The sequence below is a fragment of the Mesorhizobium sp. C372A genome (genome assembly GCF_030323245.1).
Taxonomy (GTDB): Bacteria; Pseudomonadota; Alphaproteobacteria; order Rhizobiales; family Rhizobiaceae; genus Mesorhizobium.
In genome coordinates this window covers 3,957,903-3,976,828 of record NZ_CP100475.1, presented here as the reverse complement: position 1 = coordinate 3,976,828, position 18,926 = coordinate 3,957,903, and the positions used below count along the sequence as shown (strand labels likewise).

The 18,926-nt window shown below is 64.5% G+C and carries 14 protein-coding genes; 7 read left to right on the top strand and 7 right to left on the bottom strand.

Annotated elements, in window-relative coordinates; all coding sequences use genetic code 11:
• Nucleotides 1-44: 44 nt before the first annotated feature.
• The gene (locus tag NLY42_RS18850; RefSeq protein ID WP_023673855.1) at nt 45-1,109 is read right to left on the bottom strand and encodes a glycosyltransferase; all 1,065 of its coding nucleotides are present in this window, start codon (nt 1,107-1,109) and stop codon (nt 45-47) included.
• 87 nt (nt 1,110-1,196) lie between these two features.
• On the bottom strand, nt 1,197-4,805 hold the full coding sequence (gene putA / locus NLY42_RS18845; protein WP_023753403.1) for a bifunctional proline dehydrogenase/L-glutamate gamma-semialdehyde dehydrogenase PutA: 3,609 nt from the start codon (nt 4,803-4,805) through the stop codon (nt 1,197-1,199).
• 163 nt (nt 4,806-4,968) lie between these two features.
• On the opposite strand from putA, the gene NLY42_RS18840 reads away from it, so the two are divergent.
• Nucleotides 4,969-5,421, top strand: a complete 453-nt coding sequence (locus NLY42_RS18840; RefSeq protein ID WP_023688158.1) for an Lrp/AsnC family transcriptional regulator — start codon at nt 4,969-4,971, stop codon at nt 5,419-5,421.
• Between the two features lies 1 nt (nt 5,422).
• Here NLY42_RS18840 and NLY42_RS18835 read toward each other — a convergent pair whose 3' ends face one another.
• Together NLY42_RS18835 and NLY42_RS18830 are read right to left on the bottom strand one after the other, a co-directional pair.
• Nucleotides 5,423-6,622, bottom strand: coding sequence for a cytochrome-c peroxidase (locus NLY42_RS18835; RefSeq protein WP_023696486.1), 1,200 nt, complete (start codon nt 6,620-6,622; stop codon nt 5,423-5,425).
• Nucleotides 6,623-6,626: 4 nt separating this feature from the next.
• On the bottom strand, nt 6,627-7,301 hold the full coding sequence (locus tag NLY42_RS18830) for a FixH family protein (protein ID WP_245260578.1): 675 nt from the start codon (nt 7,299-7,301) through the stop codon (nt 6,627-6,629).
• Between NLY42_RS18830 and NLY42_RS18825 the strand changes: the two genes are divergently transcribed.
• A complete protein-coding gene (locus NLY42_RS18825) occupies nt 7,225-8,145 on the top strand; it encodes a sugar kinase (protein WP_023725631.1) in 921 nt (306 codons plus the stop codon). The genes NLY42_RS18830 and NLY42_RS18825 overlap by 77 nt on opposite strands.
• Nucleotides 8,146-8,149: 4 nt before the next feature.
• On the opposite strand, the gene NLY42_RS18820 is transcribed toward NLY42_RS18825, so the two are convergent.
• The 3 genes from NLY42_RS18820 to NLY42_RS18810 all read right to left on the bottom strand — a co-directional run bounded on the left by NLY42_RS18820 (nt 8,150) and on the right by NLY42_RS18810 (nt 12,028).
• Nucleotides 8,150-9,175 (bottom strand): aldose epimerase family protein, encoded by a 1,026-nt coding sequence (locus NLY42_RS18820; protein ID WP_023714373.1) that lies wholly within the window; start codon nt 9,173-9,175, stop codon nt 8,150-8,152.
• Between the two features lie 193 nt (nt 9,176-9,368).
• A complete protein-coding gene (locus tag NLY42_RS18815) occupies nt 9,369-10,826 on the bottom strand; it encodes an NAD-dependent succinate-semialdehyde dehydrogenase (protein ID WP_023753404.1) in 1,458 nt (485 codons plus the stop codon).
• Nucleotides 10,827-11,077: 251 nt separating this feature from the next.
• Nucleotides 11,078-12,028, bottom strand: coding sequence for an AEC family transporter (locus tag NLY42_RS18810; protein ID WP_023735255.1), 951 nt, complete (start codon nt 12,026-12,028; stop codon nt 11,078-11,080).
• Nucleotides 12,029-12,171: 143 nt separating this feature from the next.
• On the opposite strand from NLY42_RS18810, the gene NLY42_RS18805 reads away from it, so the two are divergent.
• The 5 genes from NLY42_RS18805 to NLY42_RS18785 all read left to right on the top strand — a co-directional run bounded on the left by NLY42_RS18805 (nt 12,172) and on the right by NLY42_RS18785 (nt 18,921).
• Nucleotides 12,172-15,222: a caspase family protein gene (locus NLY42_RS18805; protein WP_023753405.1), complete on the top strand. Its 3,051-nt coding sequence runs from the start codon at nt 12,172-12,174 to the stop codon at nt 15,220-15,222.
• A gap of 99 nt (nt 15,223-15,321) precedes the next feature.
• A complete protein-coding gene (locus NLY42_RS18800) occupies nt 15,322-15,870 on the top strand; it encodes a histidine phosphatase family protein (RefSeq protein ID WP_023753406.1) in 549 nt (182 codons plus the stop codon).
• Between the two features lie 209 nt (nt 15,871-16,079).
• Nucleotides 16,080-16,361 carry an acyl carrier protein gene (locus NLY42_RS18795; protein WP_010909964.1) on the top strand — a complete coding sequence of 94 codons (282 nt, stop codon included), beginning with the start codon at nt 16,080-16,082 and terminating at the stop codon, nt 16,359-16,361.
• A gap of 55 nt (nt 16,362-16,416) precedes the next feature.
• Complete coding sequence (locus NLY42_RS18790; protein WP_023753407.1) at nt 16,417-17,607, top strand: beta-ketoacyl-ACP synthase; 1,191 nt, start codon at nt 16,417-16,419, stop codon at nt 17,605-17,607.
• A 42-nt stretch (nt 17,608-17,649) separates the two neighbouring features.
• The gene (locus tag NLY42_RS18785; RefSeq protein WP_023753408.1) at nt 17,650-18,921 is read left to right on the top strand and encodes a beta-ketoacyl-ACP synthase; all 1,272 of its coding nucleotides are present in this window, start codon (nt 17,650-17,652) and stop codon (nt 18,919-18,921) included.
• The last annotated feature ends 5 nt before the right edge of the window (nt 18,922-18,926 follow it).

Sequence of the window (18,926 nt, the reverse complement as noted above, 5' to 3'; positions counted from 1 at the left end):
TGAGATTTCACCCGTCGACGAGATCTGACGACGGGCAGATGCCGTCATGTTCCGGTTGAATTCCGGCCGCCCAGTCGCTGAAGCCACTGGGCAATGTGCAGGCGCAGCCGCCGCCAGGGCTGTCCGCGTGTCAGGTAGCGCGCCAACCGCGGATCACCGGCCAGCTCCGGGAATTGGCGCACATGCTGCGTCAGGAATGCAGCTATGAAATTGCGCCCGTTGAGATCGCTGAGCCAGGCAGAATTCGCCAGCAAATAGTCTGCGGCATCCGCCGCCAACACGCTCCTGTAGCTCCTGTATGCAGGCGTTTGCCGCACATTGCCGCCGGCAAAGGCAGTTCCGGTGGACAGGTTGGAGCCATGCAGGCGATAGAGCCCGAGACCTTCTGACAGGATGAGGCTGCCGCCGGCCTGGTGCGCGAGTGTCGCCGTCAGATAATCCGTCCCGACCTTGGCCTTGAACGGGAAGGACAATACCGGTTCCAGCGCGCCACGCCGGTACATGATCGCCGAGCATTGCGACCACAGCCAGCCCGTCACCGCAGGTGCGAAATAGGTTACCGGATGCTCCGATGCGTAGGCGATCCCGGGCGCCATGCCGGCAAGCCGGCCACCGGGCGCGATGGCGACGCCACTGCGATCCGCTCCGGACCGCGGTTTGCGCAAGGCAAGGAAGGTACCGCCCAGCAAGGTGCCGTCGCCATCGACAAGGAACACATCGGAACTCGACAGTGCGGCCGAATGCGTCGTGTTGAGGTGGGCGGACAGATGCGCGAGGAGAAAATCCGGCAGCCACACGTCATCGGCGTCGAGAAACGCGACGAAGGGCGCGTCGGTTGCGGCAAAGCCGTCGCGGAATCCCGCGGTCTGGCCGCCATTCTCCGTGCGCGCCAACAGGCGCAGGCGCGGGTCGTCTATATCCCTTAGAAGCTGTCGGACATGGTCGGCCGAGCCGTCCGTCGAGGCATCGTCGACGATGACGCATTCCCAATTCCGGTAGGTCTGCGCAAGCACCGAGCGGATCGCCTGTTCGACGTACGGCCGATAATTGAAGCAGGTGATGACCACCGCCACGCGCGGCAGCTCAAACGGTCGGGACGTGTCTTCCATCTGTTCGGCTGCCCCGCTCGAGTTGCTCTCTATCCCTTGCGCATACCCTTGCAACCCGACGCAGGCAAGCGAGCCGCGAAAAGCCCCCTAGGCCGCCGCGAGCAGGCTGGCATTGCCGCCGGCGGCCGTGGTGTCGACGCAGACAGCGCGTTCATGCGCATAGGCCGCCGGGTTGAGCACCTCGCTGACCAGCGGCACGATCGGCCCGCTGCGGTCGGCAATGACCTTGCGCACGATCCGCGCCGCCTCGGGCCTGCCCGAGAAGGCGACGACATGGACGCGCAGCGAACGCGCTTCGACTGGGTCTGGCCGACCGTCTATGGCCGCCAGCGGCAACCCCTTGCCGGTCAGCGCCGACAGTGCCGCCGGCGCGCTCGGCGCCACGGCCAGCACCGCATTGCCGGCGGCCAGCGCCTGGATCGTCTGGGCAAGCAGCGTGTCGGCGTCCGGACCGAGGCACAGCACCCGGCCACGCGGCGACAGCGACAGCGTGTTGGCCTCGCCGGTCGGTCCGGGCAGGTCGACCTGGCCGAAATCGATGGCGGCTGCAGCGCCGATCGCTGCAGCGCCCTTGCCGCGCAGATGCTTTCTCAAGATGGCGATGCGGTCCGGCCGCGTCGACCAGCCGCCAAGCGTCGGATCGGGCAGATTGTCGGCCAGTTCGGTCGCCGTCACCTTGTGGCCCTCGGCAATCTCCGTGCCCGCCTCCGGCCCCTTGCGGAACCGCCGGAGATAATGCGGCCCGCCGGCCTTCGGCCCGGTGCCCGAAAGCCCCTCGCCGCCAAAGGGCTGCGAGCCGACGACGGCGCCGATCTGGTTGCGGTTGACATAGATGTTGCCGGCATGGATGCCGTCGACGAAATGCTGGACGCGGCCTTCGATGCGGGTGTGCAGGCCGAAGGTCAGGCCATAGCCTTTGCGGTTGATGGCGGCGATGACGGCGTCGATCCCGTCGGCGTCGAAGCTGGCGACATGCAGCACCGGACCGAACACTTCGCGCTCCATCTCCTCGATGCCTTTGACCCGGAACACATGCGGCGCAACGAAGCGGCCATCTTTGGGTGCTTCGAGCTTGGCGATCAGCCGGCCCTGCAGCCCCATTTTGGTGCAATACTCGCGGATCGAGTTCTGCGCCTCGTCATCGATAACCGGCCCAACATCGGTCGAAATCTGCCAGGGATCGCCGATGGTGAGCGCTTCCATGGCGCCCTTCAGCATCTCCAGCATCTTCTTCTCGACATCCTTCTGCACGTAAAGCACGCGCAGCGCCGAGCAGCGCTGGCCCGCACTCTGGAAGGCGGACGCCAGGATGTCGCGCACCGCCTGTTCGGGCAGTGCTGTGGAATCGACAATCATGGCATTGAGACCGCCGGTCTCGGCGATCAGCATGGCGTCGGGCGCAGCTGTCTCGGCCAGTTGCTTCTCGATCAGCTTTGCAACCTCGGTCGAGCCGGTGAAGCAGACGCCGGCAATGCGCGGATCCGCGGTCAGCGGTCCGCCGACCGACGGGCCGTCGCCCGGCAGAAGCTGGATCACATCTTCCGGCACGCCGGCCTCGCGCAGCAGCTCGACGGCGCGGAAGGCGATCAGCGGCGTCTGTTCGGCTGGCTTGGCGATGACCGAATTGCCGGTGACGAGCGCTGCCGCGATCTGGCCGGTGAAGATGGCGAGCGGGAAATTCCACGGCGAAATGCACACGATCGCGCCGCGCGCCTCGGTGCCCGCTTCGTTGTTGGCCGCTTCGGCAGCGTAGTAACGCAGGAAGTCGACGGCTTCGCGCACTTCAGCCACGCCGTCGGCCAGCGACTTGCCGGCTTCCCTTGTAGCCAGCGCGAAAAACTCGACCGCATTGGCCTCATAGAGGTCGGCGGCGCGGTTGAGGATGGCGGCGCGCTCGGCGACGGGACGCTTCGCCCAGGCCGGCTGCGCTTCCACAGCAAAGCGCACCGCGGTCGCGACCTGCTTGGCAGCGGCTTCGGCGACCGTGCCGACGATCTCGGCAGGCTTTGCCGGATTGACCACCGGGCGCTGCTTGCCGTAGCCGGCGGCGCGCGTGATCGGCTTGGCATGCCAGCGCTCGGGCCCGGCAAAGGCCGCCTTGGCCTTGTCGATCGCCGCCAGCGTCACCGGATCGGTGATGTCGAACCCCTTCGAGTTGCGCCGACCAGCGCCGAAGATCGTTGCAGGACGAGCGATTGCCGGATTGGCGGCGGGGCCCTGGCTCTCGACCGTCTCGAGCGGATCGCGCGCAATATCCTCCGGCTCGACGTCCTCGTCGGTGAGCTGATGGACGAAGGAGGAGTTGGCGCCATTCTCCAGCAGGCGGCGAACCAGATAGGCCAAGAGGTCGGAGTGCGCGCCGACCGGCGCATAGATGCGGCAGCGCGTGCCTTCGGCCTGGCGCACCGTCTCATGCAGCGCCTCGCCCATGCCGTGCAGGCGCTGGAATTCGAAAGCGTCACGGTTGTCAGCCATCGACAGGACGGCAGCGACTGTATGGGCGTTGTGCGTGGCGAATTGCGGATAGATGCGGTCGGTCATCGACAGCAACTTTTTGGCGCAGGCCATGTAGGAAACATCGGTGTTGGCCTTGCGGGTGAAGACGGGGTAGCCGGAAAGCCCCAGCGTCTGTGCCCGCTTGATCTCGGTGTCCCAATAGGCGCCCTTGACCAGCCGCACCATGATGTTGCGGTCGTACTTTTCCGCCAGCGCATAGAGCCAGTCGATGGTGAAGGCCGCGCGCGGGCCGTAGGCCTGGACGACGACGCCAAAGCCATTCCAGCCGGCAAGCTCCGGCTCGGACAACACACGCTCGATCACATCGAGCGACAGGTCGAGCCGGTCGGCCTCCTCGGCGTCGATGTTGAGGCCCATGCGCGAATGGCGTGCGGCCAGCGCCAGCGACAGCAGCCGCTCGGCCATCACCGGCAGCATCTTTTCCTTCTGTGCCTCTTCATAGCGCGGATGCAGCGCCGACAGTTTGACCGAGATGCCGTGGTTCTGGCGGATATCGGGACCGTTGGAGCCTGAATCCAGCGAGGAGATCGCGTCGGCATAGGCCTTGAGGTAGCGCAGCGCATCGGCCTCGGTGCGGGCGGCCTCGCCCAGCATGTCGAAGGAATAGAGATAACCTTTCTGGATCATCGACTTGCCGCGCTTGACGGCTTCCGCAATGGTGCGGCCGAGCACGAACTGCTCGCCCATTTCGCGCATGGCGGCGGCGACCGCCTTGCGGATCACCGGTTCGCCCAGCCGGCGAACCATCGAGCGCAGCGTGCCTTCAATGCCGCCCTCGCCTTCGTCGAGCACACGGCCGGTCAGCATCAGCGCCCAGGTCGAGGCGTTGACGAAGATCGAGCTCGAACCGCCCGAATGCGCCGACCAGTCATGCGGTGCGATCTTGTCGGCGATCAGGTCGTCCATGGTCTCGGTGTCAGGCACGCGCAGCAGTGCCTCGGCCAGGCACATGAGCGCCACTCCTTCCTTGGTGGAGAGGCCGTAGGCCGAGAGAAAAACCTCCATCAGCCGCGGGTCGGACGAGCCGCGCACCGCGCGCACCAGATCCGCGGCACGGGCCGAGACGGCTTTGCGGTCATCGGCCGAAAGTTCTGTCGCGGCAGCCAGGCGCTTCACAGCCGCGTCTTCGTCGGGCAGGTAGTTGGCGCGGATCTGCTGGCGGATGGTGTCGAGCGGCATGGCGGTCCTGCGGAGCAAGCATCTGGGAGCGGGCCGGCGGTCGCCGGACCGAATGGCGCAAGCTAGCACAGAGCCGCATTTTCGGGCGGTCCAAAGAAATCGACATGGCAGGCCGAGCGGTCTATCATGCGGCTAAATTGTTATCAGATGGACTGTGATATCCGTGACAGGAGACCAATTGGACCGCATCGACAGAAACATCCTGTCGGCGCTGGCGCGCGACGGGCGGCTGTCCATGTCGGAACTGGCCGGCAAGGTCGGCCTGTCGAAGACGCCGGTGCAGGCGCGGGTGAAGCGCCTGGAGAAGGACGGCTATATCAGGGGCTATCAGGCGATCATCGATCGCGAGCGCATGGGCGAAGGTCATGTCGCCTTCGTCCAGGTCAAATTGTCGGACACACGCTCGGCCGCGCTCGATGCTTTCAATCGCGCGGTGCAGGCCGTGCCGGAGATCGAGCAGTGCCACATGATGGCGTCGAGCTTCGATTATCTCCTGAAAGTCCGTACCACCGACATCGCCGCCTATCGCCGTGTTCTCGGTGAGCGCATCTCGGCGCTCCCCCACGTCGCCCAGACCTCGACCTTCGTGGCGATGGAGACGGTGAAGGATCGCTAGCTCACTCCGACAGCGTCTTCAAAAACGCCACCAGCGCCGCGCGTTCGCGGTCCGACAGTTGCAACGGGTGCACTTCGGAGGTGCCTTCAACGGCCGCCTCCGCCTTCGCGTAGTGCGCCACCACCTCCTCCAGCGTGGAGAACTGTCCGGCATGCATATAGGGCGGCCGTGTCGCCGCGCCCCGCAGCGACGGCGTCTTGTAGGCACGCATCAGTTCGGGTGCTGCCTTGACGATGAAGCGCAGTTCTCCGCAGGCGCCGGCGTCGCCATCGCGGAAGGCGCCGAAGCAGTTGAATGGGTCGGCCTGAACCTGGGCCACCGCATCGAAACGGCCGCGATCCAATGGCAAATCCCTGACCGGCCGCACGCCGGTGTTGTGGAAAGCGTTGTCGGTGAAGCGCGGGCCGTTATGGCAGGTGACGCAATTGGCCTTGCCGATGAACAGTTTCAGCCCGAGCATCTCCTCCTGCGAAAAGGCATCGTCGGCTTTCGGCTTGGCGCCTGACGCAAGATCGATGGCAAAGCGGTCAAAGCGCGTCTGTGCCGGTTCGATCGACCGTTCGAAGGCGGCGATCGCCTTGCCGATGTTGGAAAAGACGCGGTTGACGTCGTCCATTTGCGCCGCGGTCATTGCCTTCCACGCCGCCTGCTCGGCCTCATTGCCGAGCGGGCTGGCGTTGGCCGGCACGGCGGAAAGATCCGGCAGTGGCCCGAAGATGCGCTCATAGCGCTCGCCGAACCGCTTCTGGATGTAATGCGCGAAGGCCGCGCGGTTCCCCGCCTGCTCAAGCGGGTTTTCCAGCGGCGTCAGCGCCTGCGCCCACAGGCTGTCGCGCCGTCCATCCCAGAAGAACCACGGATTGCGGGCAATGCCGGCCAGCGGCATCGAGCGCCTGTTGGTTCGGCCAACGCCGACGGATTGCGGCAGGTCATCCTGGAATTGCCGGTCGATCTTGTGGCAGGTCGAGCAGGATACGTTCCCGTCACGGCTCATCCCCTGATCGAAGAACAGAGTGGAGCCCAGGGCGGCGGCGGCCGGCACGTCGGCGAAGCGGTTGGTGGTGTCGGGTTTGAGCGCCGGCAAGGTGTTCAGCGCCAGCGAAGCGATGGTCTTCTTCTCGGCATCGGAAAAATCCGGTTTGCCGCAGCCGGCAACGAGCACGACCGCCGCCAATGCCAGAAGGCGCAACAGGCCGTTCATCCGCTCACAGCACCACGTTGAAGACGACCGTGTCGGAACCGGCCGCCGCCGAAATGGCGAAGCGCAACTGCCACACGCCGCTCATGGTGAATTTCAGCCCCTCGATCCTGTAGCGCCCCTCGCCAAGATAATCGGTCGCCTGCGGACTGGTCGGCAAGCCGTGATTGTGCTGCGGCATGCCGCCGGACACCGAGATCGCCGCACCTTCCACGGAATCGCCGTTGACCGTCTTCAGGGTCAGCAACCAGGATTGCAGTTCGCCTTGCCGGATAACGCCGCGTTCCGGCTGAATGCTGGCGACAAACAAGCCGTTCGCCGTCTTCTTCGAGCGCGAAATATCCGGGCCCGGCGCCGACTGCGGCGCGGTCAGATAGACGATCGCCAATATGCCAGCCAGCAAGCCGGCCAGACCAACGCCCGCAAGAAGATAACGCCATATCGATGCCAAACCGGTTCCTCTTCTGGGCATAACGTCTCGGGAAGCAATTCGCGTCCCGCCGCTTCTGTGGGAAAACGCTTCTGGCGCAAAAAACCGCCGCCGCCAAGCATGGCGCTGCCGGCCGCAAAAAGCTACAGCAGCGAACTGATCCGGAGACAGATACATGGCAGCAGACGGCGTCGCTTCGATCGGTGAATGCATGCTCGAGCTGTCCGGCCAGGCCGGGCCGAACTGGCGCATGGGCTTTGCCGGCGACACGTTCAACACGCTGTGGGCGCTGCATGCGCTGAGCGGCGAGCGGCCGGCGACCTATGTCTCGGCCTTCGGCGACGATCCCTTCTCGCAGGGCCAGATTTCGTTCTTCGCCGAAAACGGCATCGACATCGGCGCCAGCCCGGTCATCCCAGGCGCGCGGCCCGGCCTCTACGCCATCACCTTGACCGGCGCCGAACGCGCCTTCACCTACTGGCGCAGCGACGCGGCGGCCAGGCGGCTCGCCTCGGACCCGGCCGCCTTGGCAAAAAGCCTTGAAAACCAGGCTCTTGTGTATTTTTCCGGAATCACTTTGGCAATTCTGGATGCCGCCGCGCGCAAGACGTTGCTGGCGGAAGTGTCCAAGGCGCGGGCTGCCGGTTCGCTCGTCGCCTTCGACCCCAACTACCGGCCGCGCCTGTGGCAGAGCCGCGAGGAGGCGCAAGCCGCGATCCTCGACGCGCTTGCCGTCACCGACATCGCGCTGCCGACCTTTCCCGACGAGCAGATGCTGTTTGGCGACACGGCATCGCAAGCGACCGCCGAGCGGTTCGGAAAACTGGTCGGCGAAGTCGTCGTCAAGAATGGCGAGGAACCCGCGCTGATCGCCACTGGCGGAGCCCTGCAGCCGGTTCCGGCCCAGCATGTCGCCACCCCGGTCGACACCACCGGCGCCGGCGATTCCTTCAATGGCGGCTATCTCGCCGCCCGGCTTGCCGGCCATGCCCCGGCGGATGCCGTGCAGCGCGCGCATCGCGTCGCCGCCGCTGTCGTGCAGGTGCGAGGCGCGCTGGCGCCGTTCGAGGTTCTAAGAACCGCTTTCGAGGGCTAAGACCTTAGGGAAGCCTGAAACGATATTCCGTCACCTGATGATAGATCTGGCCCGGCCACAGCGTGGCCTGCGGGAAATAGGGCCGGTTCGGCGCGTCGGGCCAGGTCTGCGCTTCCAGGCAAAAGCCGGAAAACGCCTTGTAGCGCCGTCCGTCCAGGCCGCCCGAGGTCGGCGCGACATACTGGCCGGTGTAAAGCTGCAGGCCCGGCTCGGTGGTCCAGACTTCCATCTCGACGCCGGAATTGGCGCCTTGCGCCCACGCCACCTGGTGAAGCGGGCCCCGGGCTGACGCCAGGCAGAAATTGACGTCGTAGGGAAGCTGCTCGCCTTCCGTTTCCATGCGCAGCGGCCGCGCCTGGCGGAAGTCGAAGGGCGTGCCGTCGACAGGTTTGACGACGCCGGTCGGGATCATCTCGCCATCGACCGGCGTATAGGCGCCGGCATTCAGCATCAGCCGGTGGTCGAGAATGTCACCGGTGCCGCCATCGTCGAGATTGAAATAGGAATGCTGCGCCAGATTGCACAGCGTCGGCTCCTCGCAGGTGGCGGTCAGCTCCATCGAGAGCGTGCCGGGAATCTTCAGCCGGTAGGTGCAGGTGACGTCGAGCGCGCCGGGAAAGCCCATCGTGCCCTCGGGATCGTGCAGGGTCAGGGTGACGAAATCCCGGCCATGCAGCGAAACCGTCCACGGCCGCTGGAAGAAGCCCTCCGAACCGCCATGCAGCGTGTGCTTGCCGAGGAAATTGCGCTCGGTCTGGTAGCGCTGGCCGGCAATGGTGAAGCGGCCGTCGCGGATGCGGTTGGCGTAACGGCCGACGACCGCGCCGAAGAAGGCCCGGTCGGTCTCGTAAGGCTCGAAGCGGTCGTAGCCCAGCACCAGCGGCGCATCGTGGCCGGCGAGGCGCAGATCCTGGATGATTGCGCCGAGCCCGATGATGTTGGCGCTGATGCCGCCGCCCCGGATGGTGAAACGGCGAACGGGTTCGCCCGCCTGCGTCGTGCCGAAGACTTCGCCGTCCTTCATCGCTATGTCCAAATGCTAATTCGTCGATCTATCGACTTAGAGCAATTCCAGGAAAAGTGTGAAACGGTTTTCCGTCCGGAATTGCAAAAAACAAAGAACTGGAGCGGTTCGGCGTTTCCGTGAAACGCTGAACCGCTCCAGGCCGGCTGAATGTCGTCTGGCAAGGGCCGGCCCGCGGCCTGCCCTGCCCGTCAATGATTTAGAGGCCGAGACCCCCGATGCAGACATATTTGGTGTCGAGATAGTCCTCGATGCCCTGATGTCCGCCTTCCTTGCCGAGGCCCGATTCCTTGACGCCGCCGAACGGCGCTTCCGGCGTGGTGATCAGGCCTTCATTGACGCCGACCATGCCGTATTTCAGGCCTTCCATGACCCGGAAGGCGCGGCCGAGGTCGCCGGTGTAGAAATAGGCGGCAAGGCCGAACTCGGTGTCGTTGGCAAGCGCAATGGCTTCCTCCTCGGTCTCGAACTTGAACACCGGGGCGATCGGGCCAAAAATCTCTTCCTTCATGAAGCGCATGTCAGGCTTCGCATCGGCGATGACGGTCGGCTGGAAGAATGAGCCGCCAAGCGCGTGGCGCTTGCCGCCGGCAACGACCTTGCCGCCCTTCGACGTGGCGTCGGCGATGAATTCCTCGACCTTCTCGACCGCCTTCACGTCGATCAGCGGTCCCTGCTGCACGCCCTCTTCCAGGCCCGAGCCAACCTTCAGCGCATTGCTGGCAGCGGCCAGCTTCTCGACAAACTTGTCGTAGATGCCGGCCTGCACCAGGAAGCGGTTGGTGCACACGCAGGTCTGGCCTGAATTGCGGTATTTGGCGGTGATGGCGCCGGCGACGGCGCGATCGAGGTCGGCATCGTCGAAGACCACGAACGGCGCATTGCCGCCGAGTTCCATCGAGACCTTCTTGACGGTGACGGACGACTTCTGGATCAGCAGCTTGCCGATCTCGGTCGAGCCGGTGAAGGTGATCTTCGACACCAGCGGATTGGCGCAGATCTCGTCGCCGATTTCGCCGGCAGCACCCGTGAGGATGTTGATGACGCCCTTTGGGAAGCCGACTTCCTCGGCGAGCGCGCCCCATGCAAGGCCGGAATACGGCGTCTGCGAGGCGGGCTTGACCACGGCGGTGCAGCCGGCGGCAAGCGCGGGGCCGAGCTTGCGGGCAAGCATCGAGGAGGGGAAATTCCACGGCGTGATGGCGGCAATGACGCCGACCGGCTCCTTGGTCACCAGGATGCGGCGATCGCCCCATGGCGATGGCACGACATCGCCATAGGTGCGGCGGCCTTCCTCGGCAAACCACATGATATAGGCGGCGGCCGAACCGATCTCGCCCTTGGATTCGGCGAGCGACTTGCCCTGCTCGATGGTGAGCAGTTCGGCCAGCACATCCTGATTGTCCATCATCGCGTCATGCAGCTTGCGCAACAGCTTCGAGCGCTCGAGCGCGGTCGTCTTGCGCCAGGTCTTGAAGGCTTCGCTTGCGGCTTCGATGGCGCGGCGGGTTTCCGCCTTGCCCGACTTCGGCACGGTGCCGATCTTGAGACCGGTGGCCGGGTTGTTGACGTCGACCGTCTGGCCGCTGTCGGCCTGCACCCATTCGCCGTTGATGAGATTGGCCTGGCGCATGAAATGGCTGGTTTTCTGCAGCATGGTCTAGCCTCCGTTCGGCGCACTGACGGGCCGGTTTCCTGGATCTCTTGAACGAGCGTGCACAATGGCGGCGGAGCCGACACGCTGAAGCCACTGCTCTTTACCTAGGGCAAGCCCGGCAAGCAATTGCAAGATGGCATATAGGCTTTGGGCCAGCCCAACGCCAGAGAAAATTCACATGTAAATTAGTTTGGGCCGCAGCCTTGTCAAAGACCAGCCTTGCCAAAGACCAGCCTTACAGAAGACCAAGCCTACCCAAAGACATGCACCACCACCGTCAGCCAAAAGGCGGTTGTAACAACCGCGCTTGCCGTGGCGATGGTCATCTGGTTCGACGCCAGCGCCTGGCCGGTGTTGAACTGCACGGCGATGAGATAGGAATTGATGCCGGACGGCAGCGCCGCCACCACGACCGCCACTTTGGCCGTCAAGGGCGGCAGGCCAAACAGCCAGACCAGGCCGAGCACCAGCGCCGGCATCAGGAACAGTTTCAGCGTCGACAGCGCCAGCGCCGGTCGGATGTTACCGGAAATGCCGAAACGGCGCAGGCTGAGCCCCATGGCGAACAGCGCCACCGGCCCGGCGGTGTTAGCCAGCGCATCGGCCAGTCGCATGGCAAGGTTCGGCAGCGGCGCGCCGGTGAGGCGCCATGCCAGCCCGGCCAGGATGCCGATGATCAACGGATTGGTGAACAGTCTTCTCAGAAAGCTCTGGATGATGCGCAGCGGGTGTACGGGCTCGCTGCCGCCGCGGCCAAATATCTCGAACATGATGATCGAAGCCATCATCATGGTCGGCAGATGCACGGAAACGAGCAGCGACAGCACTTCGAATCCGCTGGACCCGAATACGCCGAGAACGAAGGGAATGCCCAGCAACACCACATTCGAGAAGGATGACGACACTCCACCGACGATGCCGGTGCGCGCGTCCCGCCCGAAGATCCGTGTCGTCACCAGATGGCCGGCGGCCCATGTCATTGCAACCGCCGCGAAATAAGCACCCCACAGCGACCAGGGCGCCACGCCGTGGAAATCCGAATTCACCATCGTCCGAAACAGCAGCAGCGGCATCGCCACGTTGATGGCGAACTCGGCGATACCCTCGCCGCTCGCCGGCTTTAGATAGCCGGTGAGCCCGGCGAGATAGCCGAGCGCGACAAGGCTGAAGACGAAAAGAACGGTTTCCGTGAGCGGCGACATTTTTCAGGGATAGGCGAGCCCGGATTGCAGTGCAATCGCCCTGATCTTCAGAAATCGATCCTCGATCCGGCCGGCGCCTGAATTTGATCATGGTCGGGTGACAGCGCTATACAGGCTTGGGATCATTAGGGCGGACACAAAGAATGGTCGCGACGCCGAAACAGCGTCATTTCAGACGGGAGTGGCTGGTCAGACAGGGGTGGCTGGTCAGACAGGGGTGGCTGGCGGGTTTCGTCGTTATACTGCTTTGCCTTGGCGTATCTGAGGCCCAGGCCGCCGAGACCAAAAGTCTCAAGGGCGTGGCGCTGATCATCGGCCAGTCGAAATACGAACACATCGCAGCCCTTGCCAACCCGGCCAACGACGCCCGCGACATGGCCAAGATGCTGACCGACCTCGGCTTCGACGCCCGCAACGTCACCGATCGCGATGCCGCCAAGCTGAAGCGCGATCTCGATCGGTTTGTCGAGGACGCCGAAGGCGCCGACGTAGCCTTCATCTATTATTCCGGCCACGGCATCGAGGCCGGCGGCGAGAACTATCTGGTGCCGGTCGACGCCGACGTCTCGTCGTTGAAAAATGCTGGTGAGGCGCTGGTGCCGATTTCAGCCGTCATGGACGAGCTGAAAAAGACCATGCCGGTGACGATCGTGCTGCTTGACGCCTGCCGCACCAACCCGTTTCCGCCGGACGCGGTCGTGCGACGCGGGCCGACGGCTTCCGCCGAGCCCGTCGGCGCCGGCGGGCTGGAACCGGTGCGCGGCGCCAAGGCCCTCGCCGATGCCTCAGTGGATGATGCCAGCCTGGGAACCGTGGTCGGCTTCGCCGCCGAGCCGGGCCGACCGGCGCTCGATGGCGTCGCCGGCGAAAACAGTCCCTACGCCGCCGCCCTGCTGCGCCACCTCACCGCGATGAAAGGCACCGAGTTCGGCTCGGTCATGCGCATGGTAACCGAGGAGGTCTATCTCGACACCAAGGCAAAGCAGCGCCCCTGGGTCAGCGAGAGCCTGCGTCGCCTGCTCTATTTCGGCGTCGCGCCGCCCGAACCGACCGGCGACGACGGGCTGATCACCGGCGAGAGGCGGCAATTGCTGCTGACCATTTCCGACCTGCCCGATCCCAAGCGGGCTCAGGTGGAGTTGGCTTCTCTCCAGGACGGCGTGCCCCTTGACGCGCTCTACGGCGTGCTCAAGGCGCTCGGCACGGAAAAGATCCCTGAGGATCCCAACGACCTGCAGAAGGTGCTGGACAGCCAGGCCGAGCGTCTGAAGAAGATGATGGCCGAGCGCGCCGCGCTGCGCACCGACGATCCCGAGATCAGTCGCCTGGTCGCATCCGCCGACAAGGCCATAGGCCAGGGCGCCATGGTGACGGCGCGCAAATTCCTCGACGACGCGGTCGGCCGGATCGAGGAAAACAGCGGTGCGGTCGACGAGGCCGAGGACCTGCTCCGGCAAAAGCGCATCGCCGACGCCGCCATCTATGCCAAACGCGCCGACGCCGCCGCGCTGGTCTTCGACTACAAATCCGCCGCCAACGACTATGCCAAGGCGTATTCGCTGGTCGAGAAGTGGGACGAAAAGCTGCGCTGGAACTACAAGAACCAGGAGGCCGAGGCGTTGAACGCTCATGGCTACGCCACCGGCGACCTCGATGCACTACAACAGTCCATCGAGGCCTATCATGTCATCTTGAACTTCATTCCCAATGGCGAACAGAGCCGCGATTGGGCAATCACTCGCAACAACATGGCGGTCGTGCTGCAAACCATCGGCGAACGCGAAACCGAGACCGCGCATCTGGAAGAGGCAGCGCAGATCTTCCGCGGTTCGCTTGCCGTTTTCGAGCGCGAGAAAGATGATCGCAACTGGGCCGCTGCGCAGAACAACCTGGCCAATGTGCTGCTTAAGATCGGCGAACGCGAAAGCGACCCCAAGCGCCTGAACGATGCGGTGGCGGCAATGCGCGCCACGCTGGAGAAGCGCCCGCGCGACAAGCTGCCTTTGGACTGGGCCTCTTCGCAGAACAATCTTGGCCTCGCCCTCTATGCGCTCTCCGAACGCGAACCCACCGGCGAGCATCTGAAGCAGGCCGAAGCCGCCTACCGGCTCGCGCTCGAGGAGTACACGCGCGAAAAAACGCCGGTAGAATGGGCGATGATCGAGAACAATCTCGGCAACACGCTGGTCACGCTTGGCATCCAGCTCAACGACAAGGCCAAGATCAATGAGGCGGCCGACGCTTTCCGCGCCGCGCTGGAAGTGCGAACCCGCGAAACTTTCCCGGTGTCCTGGGCGACCAGCCGCCTCAACCTGGGCAATGCGCTGAGCGGTATCGCCCGCTTCGATATGGGCACGGCTACGCTCGAAGAAGCTGCTGCTGCCTATGACGACGCTCTGACGGTGTTTACCCGCAAGCGCTTCCCGATGGACTGGGCGTCAGCCCAGAACAATCTCGGCTCGATCTATCAGACGCTGGGCCAGCGCACGCGTGATGCGGCCAAGCTGGAACAGTCGGCGGCAGCCTTCCAGGCGGCACGGCAGGTCTATGTCAGGCGGAAGTTCCCGCAGGACTGGGCGATGAGCTACTACAATCTCGGCAACACGCTGCAGCTTCTCGGCGGCGTCACCGACAAGCCCGAGCATTACAGCGAGGCGGTCGACGCCTACGGCAATGCGTTGCGCGAGTACAAGCGCGAGACCAACCCGCGGCAATGGGCAATGGCCCAGGCCGGCCTGGGCTCGACGCTGCACTGGTTGAGCATGAGCAATGGCGATGCCAAGATGCTGCAGGATTCGATTGCGGCGCGGCGGGCAGCGCTCGAAATACTCACCATCGAGGCCGCGCCGGTCGACTGGGCCAACGCTCAAAATGGCCTCGGTATGAGCCTGCTCAATCTCGGCAATCTCCAGCGGACCGACAAATATCTCAACGACGCCGAAGCGGCGTTCACGGCGGCGCTGAAGGTGTTTACGCGCGAAAGTCAGCCGCTGCAGTGGGCCTTCGAGCAGAACAATATCGGCGACGTCCACTGGAACCGCGCCAGCTATGGCGCGGGCAAGCCGGAATATCTCAAGGCGATCGAATTCTTCGAGAACGCCAAGCAGGGCTTCACCGAAGCCGGCTACACGATCCCTATCCCGCTCACCGATCAGAAGATCGAGCTGGCGAAGAAGCAAATGGCGAAAATGTGAAGCGAACCGAGGGTTCGCCTTTCGCTTGTCTTTGTGCCGGCTTTCCGATCCCTATATCAGAATGACCGGAGCCGGCATCCGGCTCCCGGAAAGGTTTCGATGATTCGATTTGTGCTGTCGCTGTTCCTGCTTGCTGTTCCCGCCGTCGCCCACGCGACCGACGCCGGCTGGGCGCTGCTGCGTGACGGCGGGCATGTCGTGCTGCTTCGCCACGCACTGGTCACCGGCACCACCGACCCCGCCAATTTCGTCATCGACAACTGTGCCACCCAGGTCAATCTATCGGCGCGCGGCAAGCAGCAGGCGAGCAAGATCGGCGCGCTGTTCGGCGCCCGCGCCGCCCCCATCGAGCGGGTGCTGTCCAGCCGATATTGCCGCTGCCTCGACACTGCCCGCATCGCCTTCGAAGCGGAGCCGGAGCTTTTTGCGCCGCTCGACCTCCTGAAGAGCGATCCGACCGAGAAGGCCGCGCAGCTCGACGCGGTGATGAAGGAAATCCGCGCCTACACCGGTTCCGACAATCTGGTCATGGTCACGCATCTCGAAAACATCGTCGCGCTGACCGGCGTCTCGCCGCGCGAGGGCGAAGCGGTGGTGGTCGAGCCGCAGGGCGATGGCTTGCGCGTGCTCGGCCGCGTCACGTTCTGAGAAAGCCAGTGGTCAAGCTCCCTAAAAACTGATCTGACGTGACGTCAACTGGAAGGGCCGCCGGCTTGTCGGGCAGCCCTTCTTGTCTTTATGGGAAGGCCATACCATCTGCGCCCCGCGCATCAGGCCTTTTCCTGCCGGGAAAAACCGATTAGACAGCGCCCAAACCAGATGCGGACAGATTCCGCCCGCAACCGAAGGAAGAGCCCTTGTCCACCACGTTCGACAAAGTCGCCAAGATCATTGCCGACACCAGCGAGATCGATATCGACACCATCACTCCCGAGAGCCACACGATCGACGATCTCGGCATCGACAGTCTCGATTTCCTCGATATCGTCTTTGCCATCGACAAGGAATTCGGCATCAAGGTGCCGCTGGAAAAGTGGACCCAGGAAGTCAATGACGGCAAGGCTTCGACCGACGATTACTTCGTCATGAAGAACCTGTGCGCCAAGATCGACGCGCTGGTCGCCGCCAAGACCGCCTGATATCGGCTGGCGCGCGGCCTTGACGGGCTGCGCCGCCTGACCCACAAAGCCGCTCATGAGCAGCCCTCGCGACGTCGTCATCACCGGTATCGGCCTTGTCTCCTCGCTGGGAGAGGGTCCGGATACCCACTGGCAGAAGCTGGCGCAGCCCGGCCTGCAGCCGGTGCTCGAAGCCGCGCGCTTTGCGCCCTACACCGTGCATCCACTGCCGGAGATCGACTGGAACCTGCAGATCGCCAAGCGCGGCGACCAGCGGCAGATGGAAACATGGCAGAGGCTCGGCACCTATGCCGCCGGCATGGCGCTGGACGACGCCGGCATCAAGGGCAATGACGATCTCTGCACGACCATGGACATGGTTGTCGCTGCCGGCGGCGGCGAGCGAGACGAGGCGGTCGATGCCGCCATCCTCGCCGCGTCCGAGAGCCGCAACGACCGCGACGTGCTGCTCAACGAGAAGCTGACCACCGAATTGCGGCCGACGCTTTTCCTGGCCCAGCTCTCCAATCTGCTCGCCGGCAACATCTCCATCGTCCACAAGGTGACGGGATCGTCGAGGACCTTCATGGGCGAGGAAGGTGCTGGCGTCGCCGCCGTCGAGACCGCCGCCGCGCGCATCCGCTCCGGACAGTCGACGCACATACTGGTCGGCGGCGCCTTCCAGACCGAACATTCCGACATGCTGCTCGGCTATGAGCTGGCCGGTTATCTGCATCGCGGCCCATGGAAGCCGGTCTGGCAGAGACAGGGCGCCGAGGGCGGCGGCCTGGTCTCCGGCTCCGGTGGCGCCTTCCTGGTGCTGGAGCAGCGCGAACACGCGCAAAGCCGTGGGCGGAAAATCTATGCCGAGCTCGGACCGGTCATCTCAGGCCGCGCCCGGCGCTCGCGCGGCGAGCTTGACGCCGAGATCGCGGCATTGCTCAAACAGGCGGCTCTCCCGAACGGCAAGTTGCTGGCCCTGTCGGGCGCATCCGGGGCGCATACCGCAACGTCAGCCGAAAAGGCAGCGCTGGATGCCAATCCGGCGATATCGGCGCGCGGCTTCGCGACGCTGACCGGGCATATGAAGGAAGCGCAGTTTCCATTCGCGGTCGCCCTCGCCGCCCTGGCCGTCGACCGCAAGGCCGCCTACCCCGTTTTCGACGCCGCGGCCGAGAAGCCGTTCGAAGGCATTCCCGAAACCGTGCTCGCAACGGCGATCGGCTATCACCAATTCGAGGGCATGGCGCTGGTCAACGCTGCTTGAAGCAGCGCTGCGCGATCATGCTGCAAAGTTAAGAGGTTCCGGATGGCCAATCTCAGAGATTACATGGGCAGGCCGATCGTCGCCGTCACCGGCATCGGCGTGGTAACGTCGCTCGGCATCGGCAAGGCCGATAACTGGGCGGCACTGACCTCCGGCAAATCGGGCATCCACCCGATCACCCGCTTTCCCGTCGACCACCTCAACACCCGCATCTCCGGCATGGTCGACTTCCTCGACTCAAGCTCGAAAGGCGCCAGCCTGCTGACCTACGAGCTGGCCGAAACCGCAGCGAAGGAGGCGGTGGCCGAATCCGGCCTCGATTCCTCTGATTTTGGCGGGCCTCTGTTCCTCGCCTCGCCGCCGGTCGAACTCGACTGGCACGACCGCTTCGCGCTCTACAATTCCGACGGCAAAGGCGCCGGCGCCGAAAGGCTGCTCAGGGTGGCGCGCGGGCTGAAGGAAACAGATACGTTCGCAAGCACGCAGTTCGGCGCGATCGCCGACCGGCTGGCCGACCGCTTTGGCACGCGCGGCCTGCCGATCACGCTGTCGACGGCCTGCGCTTCGGGCGCCACCGCCATCCAGCTCGGCGTCGAAGCGATCCGCCGCGGCGAATGCGACCGGGCGCTGTCGATCGGCGCCGACGGTTCGGCAACCGCCGAGGCGCTGATCCGCTTTTCGTTGCTCTCGGCGCTGTCGACCCACAATGACATCCCTGAAAAGGCGTCAAAACCCTTCTCCAAGGACCGCGACGGCTTTGTGCTGGCGGAAGGCTCCGGCGCTCTGGTGCTGGAATCGCTTGAGGCAGCCCTTGCCCGGGGCGCCAGCGTTCTCGGCATCCTGCGCGGCTGCGGTGAAAAGGCCGACGATTTCCATCGCACCCGTTCCAAGCCCGACGGTTCCCCGGCGATCGCAGCAGTCCGCGCCGCCCTTGCGGATGCCGGCCTGAGCAAGGACGAGATCGACTACGTCAACGCTCACGGCACCTCGACGCCGGAAAACGACAAGATGGAGCATCTGTCGCTGTCGACCGTGTTCGGCGATCGCATCGGCTCGATGCCGGTCTCGTCCAACAAGTCGATGATCGGCCACACGCTGTCGGCGGCGGGTGCTGTCGAAGCGGCGTTTTCGCTGATGACCATGCGCGAAAGCGTCATTCCGCCGACCATCAACTACGACAATCCCGACCCGGCAATCGTGCTCGACGTGGTGCCCAACAAGAAGCGCAATGCCGAAGTCGGCACCGTGCTCTCGAACTCGTTCGGCTTCGGCGGCCAGAACACTTGCCTTGTCATGGCGCGGGAACCGGTCTAAGCGAC